The following is a 17,572-nucleotide window of genomic DNA, read 5'->3' as shown; positions in this document are numbered from 1 at the left end:
GTGACGCCGCGTTCAGAGGCTGCGCAAATGGAAGGATTTGGCCTGGGTGAGCGGTTCGTAGCCGAGCTTGGACAAGGACACGCCGCGGCCCGACTCCTTGACGCCCGTCCACGCGAGCGCCGGGTCAAGGTAGTCGCATCGGTTCATGAAGAACGTGCCCGCGCGCACCTGCCCGCCGATACGCAATGCGGCCGCTTCGTCCTGCGTGAAGACGGCGGCCGTCAATCCGTACGGACTGTCGTTCATCAGCGCGATGGCCTGTTCGTCGCTGTCGACCGGCATGATGCCGGCAACCGGACCGAAACACTCCTCGCTCATGATGCGCATGCGGTGGTCGACCTGCGTCAGCAACGCGGGCGCGACATAACACGAGCTTTCATTCGCTTTAAGTGAGCTTTCACTCGCTTTTTTGAAATGCGAGTTATCGATCACGTTTACGGCGCCGGCGCCGACGGCTTGCGCGATCACTTCCCGGATCTCGGCCGCCGCGCGGGCGCGCACGACAGGGCCAAGCGTCGTGCCCGGCTGCAACGGATTGCCCAGCACATAACGTTGCGTCAGGGCGACGGCGCGCTCGACGAACGCGTCGTGCACGCCACGCGCCACGTAGATGCGCTGAATGCCGCAACAGGACTGGCCGGCGTTGAAGAAGGCGCCATCGACGAGCGTCTCTGCCGCGGCGTCAAGGTTGGCGTCCTCACGCACGTAGGCTGGGTCGTTGCCGCCCAGTTCCAGTCCGACGCCGATAAAGCGACCCGCCGCGCTTTCCTCGACAATGCGCCCTCCCCGGACCGAGCCCGTGAAGGACACATAGCCGATCTCCGGCGCGCGGATCAGCCGTTGCGTGATGTCGTGGCTGGCGTGCAGGTATTGAAAGACGCCTCTTGGCGCCCCCGCGTCTCGGAATGCGCGATCGATGAGCTCGGCGCACAGCGGCGTCTGGTCTGAATGCTTGAGAATGACGGTGTTGCCCGCCATCAGTGCGGGCACGATGCTGTTCACCGCGGTCAGCAGCGGATAGTTCCACGGCGCGATGGTGAGCACCACGCCGACGGGCTCGCGGCGGATGAAACGCGTAAAGCCTGGCTGCGCGGGAACGGCAATGGGAGCGAGGGCATCGTCGGCGATGGCGATCATGTGGCGCGCGCGGGCGGCGAAGCCATCGACTTCGCCGGGTGCGTCGCGTAGCGGACGGCCCATCTGAATGGTGATCGCGCGCGCAATTTCATCCTTGGCCGCCACGACATGGTCCACCGCAGCCGTCACGATGCGCCCCCGCGCCTGGATGCCGAGCGCATGCCACGCCGGCTGCGCGCCCTGGGCGTTGGCCAGCGCCTGCGAGATCTGCGCTTCGCTGGCGTACGCGCGGCGCACGACCGGACGTCCGTCGATGGGGCTGATGGTGATGAGTTCGTGGGTCATGGCTACCCTGATGCAATGGACGGGTTCAGATGATTTCGAAGTAGCGCGCAAGCTCCCAGTCGGTCACATGACGCCGGAACTGCCGCTCTTCCCATTCGCGCGTCGCGGCGTAGTGCTCGACGAAGGCGTCGCCGAACAGCAGCCGCGCGGCGTCGGAGCCGCGAAGACGCTGCGCGGCTTCCCACAAGGTCGTGGGCAGATGCAGATGCGCGGGAAACTCCTGCGTATAGGCATTGCCCTGCACCATGGGCTCGGGCGACAGCCCTTGCTCGATGCCGTACAACCCTGAGGCGAGCGCCGCGGCCAGCGCCAGATAGGGATTGGCGTCGGCCGATCCGATGCGCACTTCGACACGCTGCGATTTGTCGCTGCCCGGGATGAGGCGCAGTGCCGTCGTCCTGTTTTCCATCCCCCACGTGGCGTCCAGCGGCGCCCAATAGCCGGGCACCAGGCGCGAATAGCTGTTGATGGTTTGCGCGTACAAGGCCATGAATTCGGGAAGGTACCGCTGCACGCCCGCCATGAAGGCGGCCTGCAGGTTGCCGACGCCATGTGGCTGCGACTCGTCGTAGAAGGCCGAACGCCCCGTCTTGCGGTGGCGCAGGGACAGGTGAATGTGGCCGCTTTGACCCGGGTGGTCGTGCGACCATTTCGCCATGAAGGTGGCCATCAGGCCGTTCTGTTGCGCAAGCGCCTTGGCGAACGTCTTGAACAGAAACGCCTTGTCGCCGGCCGCCGCCACATGGTCCACAGCAAGCGCGGCCTCCAGCACGCCCGGCCCGGTCTCGGTGTGCAGGCCTTCGATGGGCATGTCCATGCGCTCGCACATGTCGAGCAGCTTGCGATAGAAGTCGCCCTCGACCGTGCTTCGCAGAACCGAATACCCGAAATTGCCCGGCGTCCAGTTCTCCATGTTGCGGTAGTGCTTGGCGCGCACGGAGTGCGGCGTCTCGCGGAACATGAAGAATTCGTACTCCAGCGCGGCATAGGCATCGAATCCCATGTCAGCCGCGCGATCGATCACGCGGTGCAGCAGGCGGCGCGGACAGATGGCGGCGGCATCGCCCTCGAATTCCGCCAGGAACAGCAGCATGTCTTCGCCGCCGGGGCCTTGTTCCAGCGCGAGACGGCGTGCGCTTTGCGGCACGATGCGCATTTTTGCGTCGGGGTACGCGGTGTGCCAGCCGGTGTACCGGGTGTTGTCGTAGAGCTGATCGTCCAGATCCCACCCCAGCACCACGTCGCAGAACGCGAGCCCGGAACGCAGCGCGCCCAGGAATTTGTCGCGCCTCAGGTACTTGCCCAGCATGACGCCGTCCACATCGGACAGGCCGATCTTGATATGCGAGAGCGGGCTGGCCTGCACCAGCCGCTCTGCGTCCTCCACCGTTGCTACCCCTAGTGCATGCATGCTCGTTCACCTTATGGCTGAAGCGTTGCGTGGAACTGCGGGCGGGCGGCGCGCCGGTCAGGCCATGGCCGCCCCCAGCACCTGCATCGCCTGGCGATGCAGCGCAGGCGTGGCGGCCGCGATCACGCGGCCCTTTGAGGCGAGACCGAGCGGCTGCCCTGCCCAATCCGTCATGACGCCGCCCGCGCCTTCGATCACGGGCGCAAGGGCAAGGTAATCGTAGGGTTGCAGCCCCGCCTCCACGACGAGGTCGACGTGGCCGCTGGCGAGAAGCCCATAGCTGTAGCAGTCGCCGCCATAACGGCGCATGCGTGTCTTGGCTGCCAAGTGGTCGAAAGCGGCCAGCTCGGCGCCCGTGAAGATGTCGGGCGCGGTGGCATACAGGATGGCGCTGTCGAGGTCGGTGCATGCGCGCGTCGCGCACGGCTTTCCGTTCAATTGCGATGGCGCGTGCGCCACGCCGATCCAGCGTTCGTCGAGCATGGGAATGTCGATCAGCCCCAACACCGGCCTGCCGCGGTGCATCAGCGCAAGCAGCGTGCCCCACAGCGGATTGCCCGAGATGAAGGCGCTGGTGCCGTCGATGGGGTCGAGCGACCATACGAATTCGGCATCGGCATGAGAGGCGCCGAATTCTTCACCGAATATGCCGTGTCCGGGATGATGCGCGGCGATGGCTTCGCGCAGCGCCGCCTCGACCTGCCTGTCTGCCTGCGTGACGGGACTGTCATCGGCCTTGGTGTCGACATCAAGCGGATGCCGGAACCACTTGCGCGACAGGGGCCGGGCGCGATCCGCCAGCGACTGCGCGAACGCGGCATACGCCGCGAGCTGCGGCGACGACAAGGCCGAGGAAGTCTGCATCGATGCCCTCCAGGAGGGGCGCGCGGAGGATCAGTGCGCCGACGGAACGCCTGCACGCAGGCGTTTCCAGTCTAGACACCTTGCTCCGCGTTGGCAAACATGCCGTTCAATCGAGCGACACGCCCGCCGTCTTCACCATGTCGGCCCAATACGTGGTGTCCTGCTGCAGCCGGCTCTTGAAGGCCGCGGGCGCGCTGCCCACGGGTTGGCTGCCGCCGCTGTTGATCTTGGCGATCACGGCGGGCGACTTCATGGCCTGCTCCACGGCCTGAGCCAGATAAGCGATGCGCTCGGGCGGCGTTCCCGCGGGCGCGAACAAGCCGTACCAGTCATCCGCGGTGATGCCTTCCAGGCCGGCCTGCTTCAACGTGGGCGCGCGCTTGAAGATGCCCACGCCATCGCCGTGACTCATCGCGAGGATCTGCAGTTTGCCGGCCGCCACCATGGGTTCGGCCGATGCCGGCGAAGTGATCAGCATGTCGACGGTGCCGCCCAGCAGGTCCGTGACCGCCGGCGCCGCGCCGCGATACGGCACATGCACCAGCTTGACGTTGGCCTTCTGGGAAACCAGCGCGCCCATCAGATGGCTCATCGTGCCGTTGCCTGGCGTCGCATAGGTGATGACCCCGGGCTGCTTGCGCGCGGCCGCAAGATAATCGTCCAGCGTCTTGTACGGGCCGTCCGCGCGCGAGACGAGCACCAGCGGCGCCGAGGTGATCTGCGAAACGGGCACGAAGTCCTTCAGCGGATCGAAGCCCACGTTCTTGTACAGGCGCGGATTGACGGCCATGACGCTGGTCTGCGACATCACGAGGGTGTAGCCGTCCGGCTTGGCGCGGGACACCTGCGCCGTGCCGACGTTGCCGCCCGCCCCCGAGCGGTTTTCGACAACCACGCTTTGACCCGTGATGGCGCCCAGCTCCTGCGCGATCAAGCGTGCGACGCCGTCGTTGCCTCCGCCCGGCGGGAACGGCGAGACAACGGTGATCGCCTGCTTCGGATAGTCCGCCAGCGGCGCCGGCGTCTGGGCATGGGCGGCGAACCCCCACGCGAGGGCTGCCGCTGCCACCGCGGCCGTCTTGCAAGCTTGCAATGCGTGTTGCTTCATCTGGATTTCCCCTTGAGATGGCGGCCGGATACTCGGCCGTCCTTTGCATTCCGGTTCGCCATGAACCGTCCGCACCCCGGCGGCAATTGCCGCCGGGGCGTCCTGATCAGGTTGAAGCGGGTGTCGCCGCGCAAACGCGCGGCGGCGGTGTCAGCTGGCCGGGAACCGGTACGCGGCGCGTTCCCGGTCGTCGATCTGCTTGACGAGATTGGTTTCCCAGGCGAGGTACTGCCGCGCGGCGGCCTTGTTCCCGTCGTGGCGGTCGTGCACGAAAAACAGGTAGTCGATGCAATCGCTATCGGGCGGATCGGCAGGCGTCGACTCCAGCGAAATGCCTTGAGCGGACCAGCTGTTCGGCGTGCCCGTATTGGCCTTGACGTCATCGATGCCCAAGGCAGCCAGATCGCGCGCCGCCCACGCCGCCAATGCGGCGTCTTCGGCCAGCAGCACGACAGGACGCCCGGGATCGAGCGCCAGACGATGCAGCCGCGGACGGATGGACCAGCGGGCGCCGGCCACGTGGTTCGCGCGGTACCGCATGCTGGGCCGAATGTCGACCATCTGGGCGCCCTGCTTCAGCACATCGGCCAAGGCCGCATCGGACAGCAGAGCAAGCGCGGGCGCCTCGGGCTGTGCCGGCGCGTGGGCCAGGACGGCGCCCGTGCCATCTTCGAGCGTGCAGGCGTCCCATCCCATCTGCCGGAGCCAGCTGGCGACGACCGGCGCGCGCACGCCTTCGCCATCGAACACGACGATGCGGGCGCCGCGCACGGCGATGTACTGGTCCGTCGCCTGAATGAGTTGCCCGCCAGGCGCATGCTGCGCGCCGGGCAACGATCCCTTCGCGAACTCTTCGGCGCTGCGCACATCGCACAGGAACGTGGTGCGCTGCGGGTCTCGCAGCCAGTCCTGCACCTGCCCGGCGTTGGCCGACGGCACGCCGTGACGCTGGGCGAGCTGCGCGGAACGCTGCGCCAGCGCCGGCACGTCTTCGGGCGTGACGTCATCCGGATACCGGCGGCGCGCGCCATGCTCGAGCTGCAGGTCTTCCAGGTACCAGCCCTGCGTGCCGTTCTCCAGGGCGTAGACCGGATTGGGCACACCCAAGTTGATGAGGGTCTGCGCGCCGATGATGCTGCGCGTGCGGCCCGCGCAGTTGACCACGATGGTGGTGTCCGGCCGCGCGGCCAGCGTGTGGGCGCGCAGCGCCAGTTCGCCGTTGGGGCAGCAGATGCCGCCGGGAATGCTCATCTTCTGGTATTCGGCGAAGGGCCGGCCGTCCAGCACGATAAGGTCGTCGCCCCGGCGCTGGCGTTCGGCCAGTTCGCGGGCGCCGATGCGCGGGGTGTGGAAAACCTCTTCGGCGAGTTCGCCAAATGTTTTGCTGGGAACGTTCACGCCTGCGAATGCGGCATAACCGTCGCGCTGCCATTGCGCGATGCCGCCAGCCAGGCGGTGCACATCCGTGTAGCCCAGCACGCCAAGGGCCCGCGCGGCACGGGGCGCGGTGTCGTCCTCGCCCCCCTCGTCGTAGACCACGACGCGCACGCCGCGGCGAGGCGCGAGGCGGACGATGTCGACTTCAAGGCGGCTGTACGGGACCGGCGCGGCGTAGAACAGGTGCGACTCGCCATACTGGCCATGCTCGCGCACGTCCAGAAGCGCGATCTCGCGGCCGTCGTGCAACCACTGCTTGAGCGTGTGCGAATCGACGTCGGCGAAGGTGGGGTCGTTATACGGCTGCATCATGAGATTCGGAGGGAACGGATGGGTTGAGTCAGTGCGGCCAGGCCGCGGTCAAGGTCGGCGATCAGGTCGTCAGGATCTTCCAGGCCGATGTGCAGGCGCAGCATGGGGCCGCGCGCTTCAAGGCCCGGCAGCGAGCGCGCAGCCTGCAAGTTCACCGGAATCACCAGGCTTTCAAAGCCGCCCCACGAGGCGCCGATGCCGAAAAGCTGCAGGCTGTCGATGAAGCGTTCGGCGTCGGCCTCGGTATAGGCGTCAGACAGTTCCAGCGTCAGCAGGCCGTTGGCGCCACTGCAATCGCGCCGCCAGATTGCGTGGGAGGGATCGCCAGGCAGCGCAGGATTCAAAACGCGCGCGACTTCCGGACGCGCCTTGAGCCACTGGGAGATCAGGAGCGCGCTGCGGGCGTGCTGCGCCATGCGCAGGGGCAGCGTGCGCATGCCGCGCAGCACCAGGAAGGCGTCGTCGGCGCCGACCGTCTGGCCGAAATCGATGGTTGCGCGTTCCAGCGCCCGCCATGCGCGCTCGTTCGTGACGACGGCGCCCATCATCACGTCGGCATGGCCGCCCAGATACTTGGTCGCGGCCAGGATGGAAATGTCGGCGCCCAATGCGAGCGGTTTTTGCACCAGACCGGACGCCCACGTGTTGTCCACAGCCAGCCAGCAATCGTGTTTTCTCGCGGTTGTGGATAACTCGGTGAGGTCCGGCATTTCGTAGGTCAACGACCCCGGCGACTCCGCGTAGATCATGCGGGTATTGGGCCGGATCAGCGCCTCGATGCCAGCGGCATCCGGCCGGTAGTACGTGAATTCGATCCCCAGGCGCGTCAGGTGTTCGGCGCAGAACCGGCGCACCGGCTCATACACGGCGTCTGTCACAAGCACATGATCGCCCGCGCGCAGATAGGCAAGCAGCACGGTGGCGATTGCGGCCTGGCCCGTGGGATAAAGCTTGGCGCGATAGCCCGCTTCCAGTTCGACGAGCGCGTCTTCCAGGGCGTGCGTGCTGTCGGTGCCCCGCGCGCCATAGGACGGCAGACGCTCCTGTTCGCGGCGCGCCCGCGTGTCGCGCCACGCTTCTACGCTATCGAAGACATACGTGCTGGCGCGCGTGACCGGCGTGTTGACCCAGCCTTGATGAGGACGTCCTGCACGCAGCAGGCGCGTTGCGGACCGGAAGGGCTTGCTCATGATCAGCGCCGCGTCTGCACGCCGATCGGCATGATCTTGCAGGTGCCGGTCTCCAGGTCGAAGCCCAGGCGTTGGTCCAGCGTTTCCAGCGCGCGTCCGTACATGTGCAGATGGCGGATGACGCTGTCGCCCTGGATTTCCACGGCGTGGATATCGTCGGGCATCAGCGCGATGCCGGTGCCGGGGCCCACCACCACGGTATCGATCTGCGCCAGCTTGCCGACGCCCGGCTGTGAACCGTCGTCCAGGCGGTCGTACACGTAGTTGTATTCGACGCCTTCGACCGCCGCGATACACGCCCAGGTGGTGTGGTTGTGCGGCACGATCTTCTTGCCCGGGCGCATGACGTTCAGGTACAGCGCATAGCTCTTGTCGGCGTCTTCGGCGATCAGATAGCGGGCCTGGCGTTCGTCGCCCTCGGGCGGCGGATAGCGGTCGGCGCCCCACCAGGCAGTATTGCCGGCCAACGCCACCAGCTCATCCAGGACGAGCTGAAGGCTGTCGCGGTTCAGGCCCTTATTTCCTACAGTTTTTTTAATATTTTCGACCGCGCTGTCGATGCCGGCCTGTTGGGGATGTGCAGTGCTCACGTCGTTGTTCCCTCTTGTTTCATGAGTTATGCGTTTACTGTATCGCCGGGTGTGAATGCCAACAATTTAAATTGCTTGAACATTCCATTAGGACTGCTAATGTGTCGGGTTATCCCTGAACCCATTTCCCGCTGAACGAATGCGCAATCTAGACCTGGACCTGCTTCGCACGCTGACGGCCATCGCGCAGCATGAAACGTTTTCCGAGGCCGCCAACCGGCTGCACAAGACGCAGTCCGCCATCACGCAGCAGATGCAGCGGCTCGAGGCGATGATCGGTTTGCCGCTGTTTGAAAAGCAGGGCCGCAACAAGGTGCTGTCCTCGCATGGCCGGCGGCTTGTCGAATACGCCCGGCACATGCTGGCCATCAACGATGAAGCGCTGCGGGCGTTGCAGGACGGGCCGCTGGAAGGCGATCTGCGGCTGGGTGCGCCCCTGGACGTGGCGGACACGATCCTGCCCACCCTGCTCACGCACATCGCGCGCGTGGCGCCCCGCGTGAAGCTGGAGATCCGGGTCGATCGCAGTCCGTTCCTGATGGATGCCCTGCGCGCGGGCGAGATCGACCTGACGATCTCCACGCGCTTTGACCAGGACTTCGAGGGCGTGGCGTTGCGCACATCGCCGACGGTCTGGCTGGCATCCGCCGATTACGTGCATGATTCGCATGCGCCCGTGCCGCTTGTGCTGGCGGACGAACCCAGCATCTTTCGCCGCCTGGCGCTCAATGCGCTGGAGCAGGCGCAGGTGCGTTGGCACACGAACTACGTGGCGCCAAATCTGGTGGGGATCAAGGCCGCGCTGCGCGCGGGCCTGGGCGTGACGGCGCGCAGCGTGGAACTGCTGGGGCCGGAGATGCGGGTGCTGGGAGAAAAGGAAGGGCTGCCGCCCCTGCCGGACGTGACCTACTTCCTGTGGATAAGGCGTGATCTCATCAATCCGCTGACGCGGCAGGTGTACGACATGCTGCGGACCAACCTGGGTCTTGCGCAACAAGGCGCGGCGACGGAGCCGCCGCCCACGGTTCAATAACGGTCGAACACCTGCTGCAACGCATCCGGATCGCGAGTGATCGTCAGCGCGAGCATCAGGAGGATGCGCGCCTTCTGCGGATTCAGGTCGCGCGCGGCCACAAAGCCCAAGCTGGCATCGTCGACTTCGACATCGCGCGCCACGAAACCGCTGCCCGTGCGGCTGGACCGAACGACGGCCACGCCGTCGTCGGCTGCACGCCGCAGGCCTTCGATGGCCAGGTCGGTGGCGTTGCCGTCGCCCACGCCCGCCAGCACGATGCCGTCGGCGGCGCTAGCCAGGAAATCGATCAGGTCGGCCTGCAGGTTGGCATACGCATAGACGATGTCCACACGCGGCCAACCAGCCTTTTCCAACAACGCGAGTGAAAACTCGCTTTGTGCGCCATAGGTGGTGGCATTGCGCGAGTAAAAGCAAGGCACGCCGCCGTGCATGACGCCGGCGCGGCCGCGATTGGGCGATGCAAACGCGCACAGGCCGGCGCTGGCGATCTTCTGGATTTCGCGGGCGTAATGGATGTCTTCGTTCATGACGACGAGCGGGCCGCGGCCCCGCGCATCGGGATGGCGCGCCAGCGCCACCGCGTTGTACAGATTGGCCGGACCTTCTGCGCCCAGGGCCGTGGCCGGGCGCATGGCGCCAACCAGCACGACGGCCTTGTCATGACGGTTCACCAGGCTGAGGAAGTACGCGGTTTCCTCGAGCGTGTCCGTCCCGTGGGTGATCACGATGCCTGCCACCGAGGCGTCCTGGCAAAGCGTGTCCACGCGCTGCGCCAGCGCGCGCCAGACGTCGTGCGTCATGTTCTGGCTGCCGACGTTGGCTACCTGCTCGGCGCGGATCTCTGCGATGCCGGCCAGCTGCGGCACCGCCGCGAGCAGGTCATTCACGGAAAAAGTGCCCGACTTGTAGCCGGCGGACGTGGCGTCAGCCTGGGCACCCGCAATCGTGCCCCCCGTCGCCAGCACCGCGATGACGGGCAATGCGTTTTCAGGCATCCACCGCTCCGGAAAGGCCCTGGCGCTCGAGCAGCGAATTCAGGTGCTCCCAGCCGTGGAAGTCGATGACGATCTGACCCTTTTCCTTGGCGCCCACTTTCAGCGCCACGCGCGTGCCCAGATGATCGGACAGCGCTTCTTCCAGACGCGTCAGGTCGCGCGACACGCCGTTGGTTTTCTTCTTGGGCGACGCCGAGGCTTCGGCCTCCTTGGCCGTCTTGGCAACGAGCTTTTCAGCCTCGCGCACCGACAGACGGCGCGCGATGATGAGATTGGCAAGCTGGATCTGCGTGGCCGCATCGACGGCGAGCAGCGCGCGGGCGTGGCCCATGTCGACGTCGCCGGCCAGCAGCATGGTCTGCACGGGCGCGGCCAGGTTCAAGAGGCGAAGCAGGTTGCTGGTGGCGGACCGTGAACGGCCGATGGCCTGCGCGGCCTGTTCGTGCGTCAGGCCGAACTCATCGAGCAGACGGCGCACGCCGTGCGCTTCTTCGAGCGGATTCAGGTCTTCGCGCTGGATGTTTTCGATGAGCGCCATGACGGCGGCGTTTTCATCGGCGACTTCGCGCACCAGGACCGGCACTTCTTTCAGGCCGGCAAGCTGCGCGGCGCGAAAGCGGCGTTCGCCAGCAATGATTTCGTAGTGGCCGGGCGCATCGCCCAACGCACGCACGAGAATCGGCTGCATGATCCCTTGCATGCGAATCGACTCGGCCAGCTCGCCCAGGGCCCCCTCGTCCATGCGCGTGCGCGGCTGGTACTTGCCGGCGCGCATCTTCGAGATGGGCAGGGTGGACGGCGGACCCTCGGGCTTGGCGACAGCCTTGCCGATGTTGTCGATTGCGGGCGCATCGGCGCCCAGCAAGGCGTCCAGTCCGCGACCCAATCCCTTGGGTTTCTTGGTGGCCATAATTAAATCCTCTTTCCTTCTGTCTTTGTATCCTGAGCGCCGGGCTCAGGCGTCCGCCTGCTCGGCGGGCAGGCGGTACCAATACGCGTAACAGTCTTTGAATCCGTAGCGGTCATACAGGGTCCGCGCGGCGACATTTTCCGGCTCGACCTGCAGATAGGCCGTCCTGGCGCCGCCGGCAGCCCCTTCGGCCAGCAAATGCTCCACCAGGACAGCGGCGTAACCTTTGCGCCGATGTCCCGGGTGGGTAACGATGTCGAACAGGCCGAGCAGGTCGCCTTCACGCACGGCCATCCCCGCAGCGACCACCTGCCCTGCCGCGTCGGTGGCGAGCACCGGCTGCTTATCCACAGCCAGACCGGCAAGGCGCGCGTGGTGTTCGGCGATGTGCGCAGCCGATGAGCAGCGCAGCGCCCCGACCGCCGCCGCAAAGCGCTCGGCATCGACCTTGCTGAAATGCAGATCGCTCCTGACGCTTGCGCGGGGAGCGAGCGGCGTGCTCATGACGCGAGTCTCACCGGTGTAGAGATAACCGCGGGCCTCCAGCTCGGCGTCGAGCGAAAAATCGGGGCCGATGGAGGTGATGCGCAGCACCATGGGCAAACCCTGGCGCGCATACAACGATGAACAATACGCCAGCCGCTCATCCAAAGGACGTGTGGATAACCCCAGCACATTGACGCTTCGGACCCGCTTGGCCGGCGATTGGGCAAAACGCACGAGCCAGCCATCATAGATCACCTGCGCGCCCACGGCGGTGGCATTGAGCGCCGCGTCTTCCAGCCGCACGCGCAGCGCATCGCGCACGTCGGCGGGCGGCGTGGAGACGGTTGGCTGTGGCGGAAAAAAGAGCGCGGCGTCGGGCATCGGGGACGGCTAGTTCAGGTCTTTCCTGACGCGTTCGATCATTTCGGCGCCGAACGAGATGTACGCCTGCGCGCCGCGTGACGCGCGGTCATACACAACACCCGGCATGCCGTAACTGGGTGCTTCGGCCAGGCGCACGTTGCGCGGCACGACGGTCTTGAAGACCTTGTCGCCGAAGTGCGATTCCAGCTGCGCGGACACCTGCTGTTGCAACGTCATGCGCGGATCGAACATGACCCGCAGCAAACCGATGACGCGCAGGTCGTCGTTGATGTTGCGATGCACGCGCTTGATGGTGTTGACGAGGTCCGACAGGCCTTCGAGCGCGAAATATTCGCACTGCATGGGAATGATGACGCCATGCGCGGCTGCCAGGCCGTTCAAGGTAAGCAGGGACAGCGTGGGCGGGCAGTCGATGAGCACGAAGTCGTACTGGGTCGCAACGGTGTCGATGGCGGCCTTCAGTTGGCGCTCGCGCTGTTCCATCTGCACCAGATCGATTTCGGCGCCGGACAGTTCGCGGTTGGCCGGCAGCACGTCGTAACCACCGGACTCGGACTTCACGCGCGCCTGCTCGATGGAGGTCTCGCCGATCAGCACCTGGTACAGATTGGACTCCAGCGAGTTCTTGTCGATGCCGCTGCCCATCGTGGCGTTGCCCTGCGGGTCCAGATCCACCAGCAGCACGCGCTGATTGTGCGTGGCAAGACCCGCCGCCAAGTTGATGGCGGTCGTCGTCTTGCCCACGCCGCCCTTCTGATTGGCAATGCAGAAAACGCGGGCGGATGTGCTGGGGGGTATGTTCTTCATAGGGTTCCTTGACTGCGGCGCATCCAGATCAGGCAGCGTTCTGCTTGCAGCTCCGGCACCTGGAGCGGCTGAATATGGTCGACTTGCCATTCCCCGCGCGCGTGCAGCGCCTGGATTTCTTCTTCGGGGACCTTGCCCTTCATGGCGACGAGGGTACCATTCTTGGCTACATGGCGACCCGCGAGTTGCGCAAAATCATCCAATGATGCAAACGCTCGCGAGGTGACGATGTCGCACTCGGCGGGATCCAGCGTTTCAATGCGCGCGTGCCGCGATTGCAGGTTGGATAAACCCAGCGCGCCGCTCATCTGGCGCACGAACGCGGTCTTCTTTTCAACGGCATCGACGCACGTCACGGACCAATGGGGCTGCATGATCGCCAGGACGACGCCAGGCAGGCCGCCGCCCGATCCGACGTCGAACACCTTGGCTGGCGCGTCGGGCGCGGCCAGCGCCTCGCTGAAGGGCTTTACGGCCGCAAGACTGTCGAACAGATGCTGCACGAGCATCTGCTGCGGATCGCGAATGGCGGTCAGGTTGTACGTGCGATTCCAGCGCTGCATCTGCGCCAGGTAATTGAGCAGTTTGGCGACGGCGCCATCGTCGGGGCGCAGGCCAAGCTGCTCGCATGCACGAGTGAGTCGGCCGGCCATGTCGATGCCGGCCTGATTGGCGGGCGCGCTCATGCCGCTTGCTTGCGCGAGCCGTAATGCAGGCGCTTCAGATGAATGAGCAGGAGCGAGATGGCAGCTGGCGTGACGCCGGAAATGCGCGCGGCCTGGCCGATCGTTTCCGGACGATGCGTCTTGAGCTTCTGGCGCACTTCAAAGGACAGGCTGGTCACGGCGTCGTAATCCACGTCCGCCGGGATCGGCTGTTGTTCATGGGCGATGTGCTTTTGCACTTCGTCCTGCTGCCGTGCGATGTAGCCGGCGTACTTGACCTGGATCTCGACCTGCTCCGACAACACGTCGTCTTCAACGACCCCCGGGCCGGCGAGCAACGAGCCATCGGCGTTTTGGGCGCCCATCAAGGCTTCGTAGGACACGTTCGGCCGTTTCAGCAGGTCAGCGAGTGAGTACTCACGTTCAATTGCCTTGCCCAGCAGCGGTTCGGCGACCTCGGCCGGCAGCAGGCGCGGATTTACCCACGACGACTTCAGGCGCTCGACTTCGGCCGCAACCGCGTCACGCTTGCGGTTGAACGCGTCCCACCGTGCATTGTCGACAATTCCGAGCTGCCGGCCGATTTCGGTCAGGCGCAGATCGGCATTGTCCTCGCGCAGGCTAAGACGATATTCGGCGCGCGAAGTGAACATGCGATAGGGTTCGGTTACGCCACGGGTGACCAGGTCATCGACCAGCACGCCCAGGTAAGCCTCATCGCGGCGCGGGGTCCACTGTTCGCGTTCCTGCGCCTTCAGGGCCGCATTCACGCCAGCCAGCAATCCCTGCGCGGCGGCTTCTTCGTAGCCGGTGGTGCCGTTGATCTGGCCGGCGAAGTACAGACCTTCGATGGCCTTGGTCTCGAGCGTGCTCTTGAGTCCACGTGGATCGAAGTAGTCGTACTCGATGGCGTAGCCGGGCCGCATGATGTGCGCATTTTCCAGCCCGGGCAGCGAGTGGATCAGATCCAGCTGCACGTCGAAAGGCAAGCTGGTGGAGACGCCGTTGGGATACACCTCGTGCGTGTCCAACCCTTCCGGTTCAAGAAATACCTGGTGGGACTGCTTGTCGGCGAAGCGGTGGATCTTGTCTTCGATGGACGGGCAATACCGCGGACCCACCCCTTCGATGACGCCGCTGTACATCGGCGAGCGATCCAGACCGCCGCGAATGATGTCGTGCGTGCGCGCGTTGGTGTGGGTGATCCAGCACGGCAGCTGGCGCGGATGCATGGCCACGTTGCCCATGTACGAAAACACAGGAATCGGGTCCAGGTCGCCGGGCTGCTCTTCCAGGATGGCGTAGTTGATGGTGCGTCCGTCAATGCGAGGCGGCGTACCGGTCTTGAGGCGGCCTTGGGGAAGCTTCAGTTCCTTCAGGCGCTGACCCAGCGAAATAGCCGGCGGGTCGCCAGCGCGTCCGCCCGAATAGTTCTGCAGGCCAACGTGGATCAGGCCGTTCAGGAATGTGCCGGCGGTCAGCACCACCGTCTTGGCCCGGAACTTCAGGCCAACCTGCGTCACGGCGCCGACGACGCGATCGCCCTCCACCATCAGGTCCTCAACCGCCTGTTGAAACAGCCACAAGTTCGGCTGGTTCTCGAGGCGGCCGCGGATGGCCTTGCGATACAGCACACGATCCGCCTGCGCACGCGTGGCACGGACAGCCGGCCCCTTCGAGCCGTTCAGGATTCGGAACTGGATGCCGGACTCATCCGTGGCCAGTGCCATGGCCCCGCCGAGGGCGTCCACCTCTTTGACGAGGTGACCCTTGCCGATTCCGCCGATGGACGGATTGCAAGACATTTGGCCAAGGGTCTCGATGTTGTGCGTGAGCAGCAGCGTCTGCGCACCAGTACGGGCTGCAGCCAGAGCCGCTTCGGTGCCGGCGTGGCCGCCACCGACGACGATGACATCGAATTCGCGGGGATAGTCCATGATGGGGGGAAGGTAAAGAAGAGAGCGTTCGGCGCTCATTATAGAGGCAGGGGTTGCATGTTTCACGTGAAACATTTTGGGGAGTGTGTTTTGCGCCAAAGGGCCTTTATCGGGTAGCGCGAGAGCTCGTGTGCGGCGGGCGGAGGGGTCTGAAAGTATCGGCATCTGCCGGTGTCGTGGGCTGATGTTCCACGTGAAACATCCCCGCCGCTTGTCGACTGAGTACGCCGCAGCAAGGCTCCCGCGTTGTTTCACGTGGAACATTCATTTATTTGGGGACTTGGTGGCTCGCGTATATGGCCAGATGCATCGACGCGAGGGCTGAAGTCCGCACCTAAAGCGCCCGCCCCGCCATCCCGCAGGTGAAGTTCGGACTTGCTGGTCGAGGCAGCAGGCAAGTCTTGGAAGAACTGGGAAATGGGCATCCGAGTGTTTCACGTGGAACATTACCCGGGGCATCATCGGCTCGTCAGCGAGCCACGATTCGTCCACCGTTGGACCCTACGGCTGGCTCCATACTTATCTCCCCTCGCCCACCGTCAGCATCGTCGCACATAGGACGTATGGCCAGATTTGAGACCCCCTAAGCGGGGCGTGGTCGCATCCTTTGCATCACACGATGACGTCACGCTTTAGACAGCAGAGACTGCCGTCAGCTATGTAGAGGCCAGGTCAGTCCGCTAACCGACCGTGCATTCGGACTTGAGGCAATCATTCCTCGCTTCAACGTGCGCCTATCCCGGCTGCGGACCAACGGGTGTTTCACGTGAAACAAAGCGCTTAGCGCCAGGCGGTTGCCGATGGGACATATCGCTAAGTGGCAGCCATACGCGCCAATCGATGCGGAATGGTTAGGTGAGATGGGTGCCGAGATGTACCTCGAGTACTGAAGTCCAGAAACGCCTTCACCAGCCGAAGCCCGATGCGCACCATTGTTGTTCAGCACCATCCAATGTTTCACGTGGAACACTGGTCACCAGGAGCGTCGTGGTTAACGTCGATGTACTCGATGCTAGCTAGCCTTCGATTGTTTGAACCCGCCTGCGATCGTCCCAACTAGTTCTCGGTGTTCTGTCGGTGATTGATATGGCTGCGGTATTCAACGATGCTCGCGCCCACTACCGGCACGGCTAAAGCAACGTGGACGTCGCTCCTTTTGGCACAAACCGCCCACCAGCCCGACAACCTGAAGTCGCGTTCTCGAAAGGCCGCCGAATCTACCGCCCCTCGTACCCCGCAAAAGCCGGCCGATGTTTCACGTGGAACATCCAAGACATAGCTTTCGCGGCTAGCCGGCAGCTATGTTCCACGTGAAACACCCAAAGCAGCCGGGGTCTATCCCTCCGCCACATCTCACTTTCCGCGGGAGGGCCCACATCAATAAGCAACGCATCGACCTGCAGCGCGTGACCCAGGAAAAGTAAGAAAGCAGAAAAATATCGATTTATTCCACCCTACCCTACCCCTAGCCTGCAAAAAACGAACTTTTCGGACCATAGCGGTCGGACAAAACCTCAGCGGATGATTCGAAAGCCGCATTAAAGTTCCCCGGCGTAGCCAACCAGGCAGCCGAATGCGGCAAGCGAAACGGTTCTCACATTCCGTTCCGACGGCCGGCAGCATGAAACTCAAACACAGGTTGATGCCAAGCGAACGTCAAGCGGGAACCATGAAGCATGCGTTCCCAGCGTAAAACCTAAGGCTTATCCACAGACAACGGTTAACCGCAGCGCACTATGAAAATGTTCGAATTGCTCAACGCCAGACTCGGGTTACGCACATTCTTATCAACAGGCCGTCAACGGTGCAAGCCGGTACACGCCATGCATTGAAGACCCGTGCGTACCGTCAACAACAGCACAAGCCACCGGAACGCCCAGCAGCAGCGGGTTCCCGCAACACCAGCAGACACGGCCGTTTCAACGGCGGTCTTATCCACAGCGCCAGCAGCACGTTTTACTGACGTCGGCCTCATACCAACAGCTCGTTGATGGGCATGCTCATGCCAGCGCGGACTG

General features: G+C 64.5%; 14 protein-coding genes. 1 reads left to right on the top strand and 13 read right to left on the bottom strand.

From position 1 onward, the window contains the following. Positions 1-12 precede the first annotated feature (12 nt). The 7 genes from FBY20_RS11205 to FBY20_RS11175 all read right to left on the bottom strand — a co-directional run bounded on the left by FBY20_RS11205 (position 13) and on the right by FBY20_RS11175 (position 8,334). Positions 13-1,422: an aldehyde dehydrogenase family protein gene (locus FBY20_RS11205; protein ID WP_142052167.1), complete on the bottom strand. Its 1,410-nt coding sequence runs from the start codon at positions 1,420-1,422 to the stop codon at positions 13-15. A gap of 25 nt (positions 1,423-1,447) precedes the next feature. After that, on the bottom strand, positions 1,448-2,833 hold the full coding sequence (locus FBY20_RS11200) for a glutamine synthetase family protein (protein WP_056320557.1): 1,386 nt from the start codon (positions 2,831-2,833) through the stop codon (positions 1,448-1,450). Between the two features lie 57 nt (positions 2,834-2,890). Beyond that, positions 2,891-3,697: a histidinol-phosphatase gene (gene hisN, locus FBY20_RS11195; protein WP_142052164.1), complete on the bottom strand. Its 807-nt coding sequence runs from the start codon at positions 3,695-3,697 to the stop codon at positions 2,891-2,893. A gap of 106 nt (positions 3,698-3,803) precedes the next feature. Next, positions 3,804-4,805: a tripartite tricarboxylate transporter substrate binding protein gene (locus FBY20_RS11190; protein WP_056320561.1), complete on the bottom strand. Its 1,002-nt coding sequence runs from the start codon at positions 4,803-4,805 to the stop codon at positions 3,804-3,806. 150 nt (positions 4,806-4,955) lie between these two features. Continuing rightward, positions 4,956-6,551: a rhodanese-like domain-containing protein gene (locus FBY20_RS11185; protein ID WP_142055904.1), complete on the bottom strand. Its 1,596-nt coding sequence runs from the start codon at positions 6,549-6,551 to the stop codon at positions 4,956-4,958. Further along, entirely contained in the window at positions 6,551-7,744 is a 1,194-nt protein-coding gene (gene metC, locus FBY20_RS11180; RefSeq protein WP_056320564.1) for a cystathionine beta-lyase, read from the bottom strand. The genes FBY20_RS11185 and metC overlap by 1 nt, the downstream gene beginning before the upstream one ends. A 2-nt stretch (positions 7,745-7,746) precedes the next feature. Then, positions 7,747-8,334 (bottom strand): cysteine dioxygenase family protein, encoded by a 588-nt coding sequence (locus FBY20_RS11175; RefSeq protein ID WP_056320567.1) that lies wholly within the window; start codon positions 8,332-8,334, stop codon positions 7,747-7,749. Between the two features lie 139 nt (positions 8,335-8,473). Here FBY20_RS11175 and FBY20_RS11170 point away from each other — a divergent pair, with 139 nt between their 5' ends. Beyond that, positions 8,474-9,367 carry a LysR substrate-binding domain-containing protein gene (locus FBY20_RS11170; protein WP_056320570.1) on the top strand — a complete coding sequence of 298 codons (894 nt, stop codon included), beginning with the start codon at positions 8,474-8,476 and terminating at the stop codon, positions 9,365-9,367. Here FBY20_RS11170 and FBY20_RS11165 read toward each other — a convergent pair. Genes FBY20_RS11165 through mnmG form a run of 6 tightly spaced genes read right to left on the bottom strand, consistent with a single transcriptional unit; the run spans position 9,361 to position 15,554 of the window. Further along, on the bottom strand, positions 9,361-10,365 hold the full coding sequence (locus FBY20_RS11165) for an asparaginase (protein ID WP_056320573.1): 1,005 nt from the start codon (positions 10,363-10,365) through the stop codon (positions 9,361-9,363). The genes FBY20_RS11170 and FBY20_RS11165 overlap by 7 nt on opposite strands. Then, on the bottom strand, positions 10,358-11,275 hold the full coding sequence (locus tag FBY20_RS11160) for a ParB/RepB/Spo0J family partition protein (RefSeq protein WP_056320576.1): 918 nt from the start codon (positions 11,273-11,275) through the stop codon (positions 10,358-10,360). The genes FBY20_RS11165 and FBY20_RS11160 overlap by 8 nt, the downstream gene beginning before the upstream one ends. Before the next feature lie 45 nt (positions 11,276-11,320). Then, the gene (locus FBY20_RS11155; RefSeq protein WP_142052161.1) at positions 11,321-12,142 is read right to left on the bottom strand and encodes an N-acetyltransferase; all 822 of its coding nucleotides are present in this window, start codon (positions 12,140-12,142) and stop codon (positions 11,321-11,323) included. Positions 12,143-12,151: 9 nt separating this feature from the next. Then, positions 12,152-12,952, bottom strand: coding sequence for a ParA family protein (locus FBY20_RS11150; RefSeq protein ID WP_056320583.1), 801 nt, complete (start codon positions 12,950-12,952; stop codon positions 12,152-12,154). Next, on the bottom strand, positions 12,949-13,638 hold the full coding sequence (gene rsmG / locus FBY20_RS11145; protein ID WP_142052158.1) for a 16S rRNA (guanine(527)-N(7))-methyltransferase RsmG: 690 nt from the start codon (positions 13,636-13,638) through the stop codon (positions 12,949-12,951). Before rsmG ends, FBY20_RS11150 begins: the two co-directional genes overlap by 4 nt. Then, entirely contained in the window at positions 13,635-15,554 is a 1,920-nt protein-coding gene (gene mnmG / locus FBY20_RS11140; protein WP_062839283.1) for a tRNA uridine-5-carboxymethylaminomethyl(34) synthesis enzyme MnmG, read from the bottom strand. Before mnmG ends, rsmG begins: the two co-directional genes overlap by 4 nt. Positions 15,555-17,572: the final 2,018 nt, after the last annotated feature.

It is taken from the genome of Achromobacter sp. SLBN-14 (assembly GCF_006715415.1).
Taxonomy (GTDB): domain Bacteria; phylum Pseudomonadota; class Gammaproteobacteria; order Burkholderiales; family Burkholderiaceae_B; genus Achromobacter; species Achromobacter mucicolens.
This window is presented reverse-complemented; position numbering and strand designations above follow the sequence as displayed.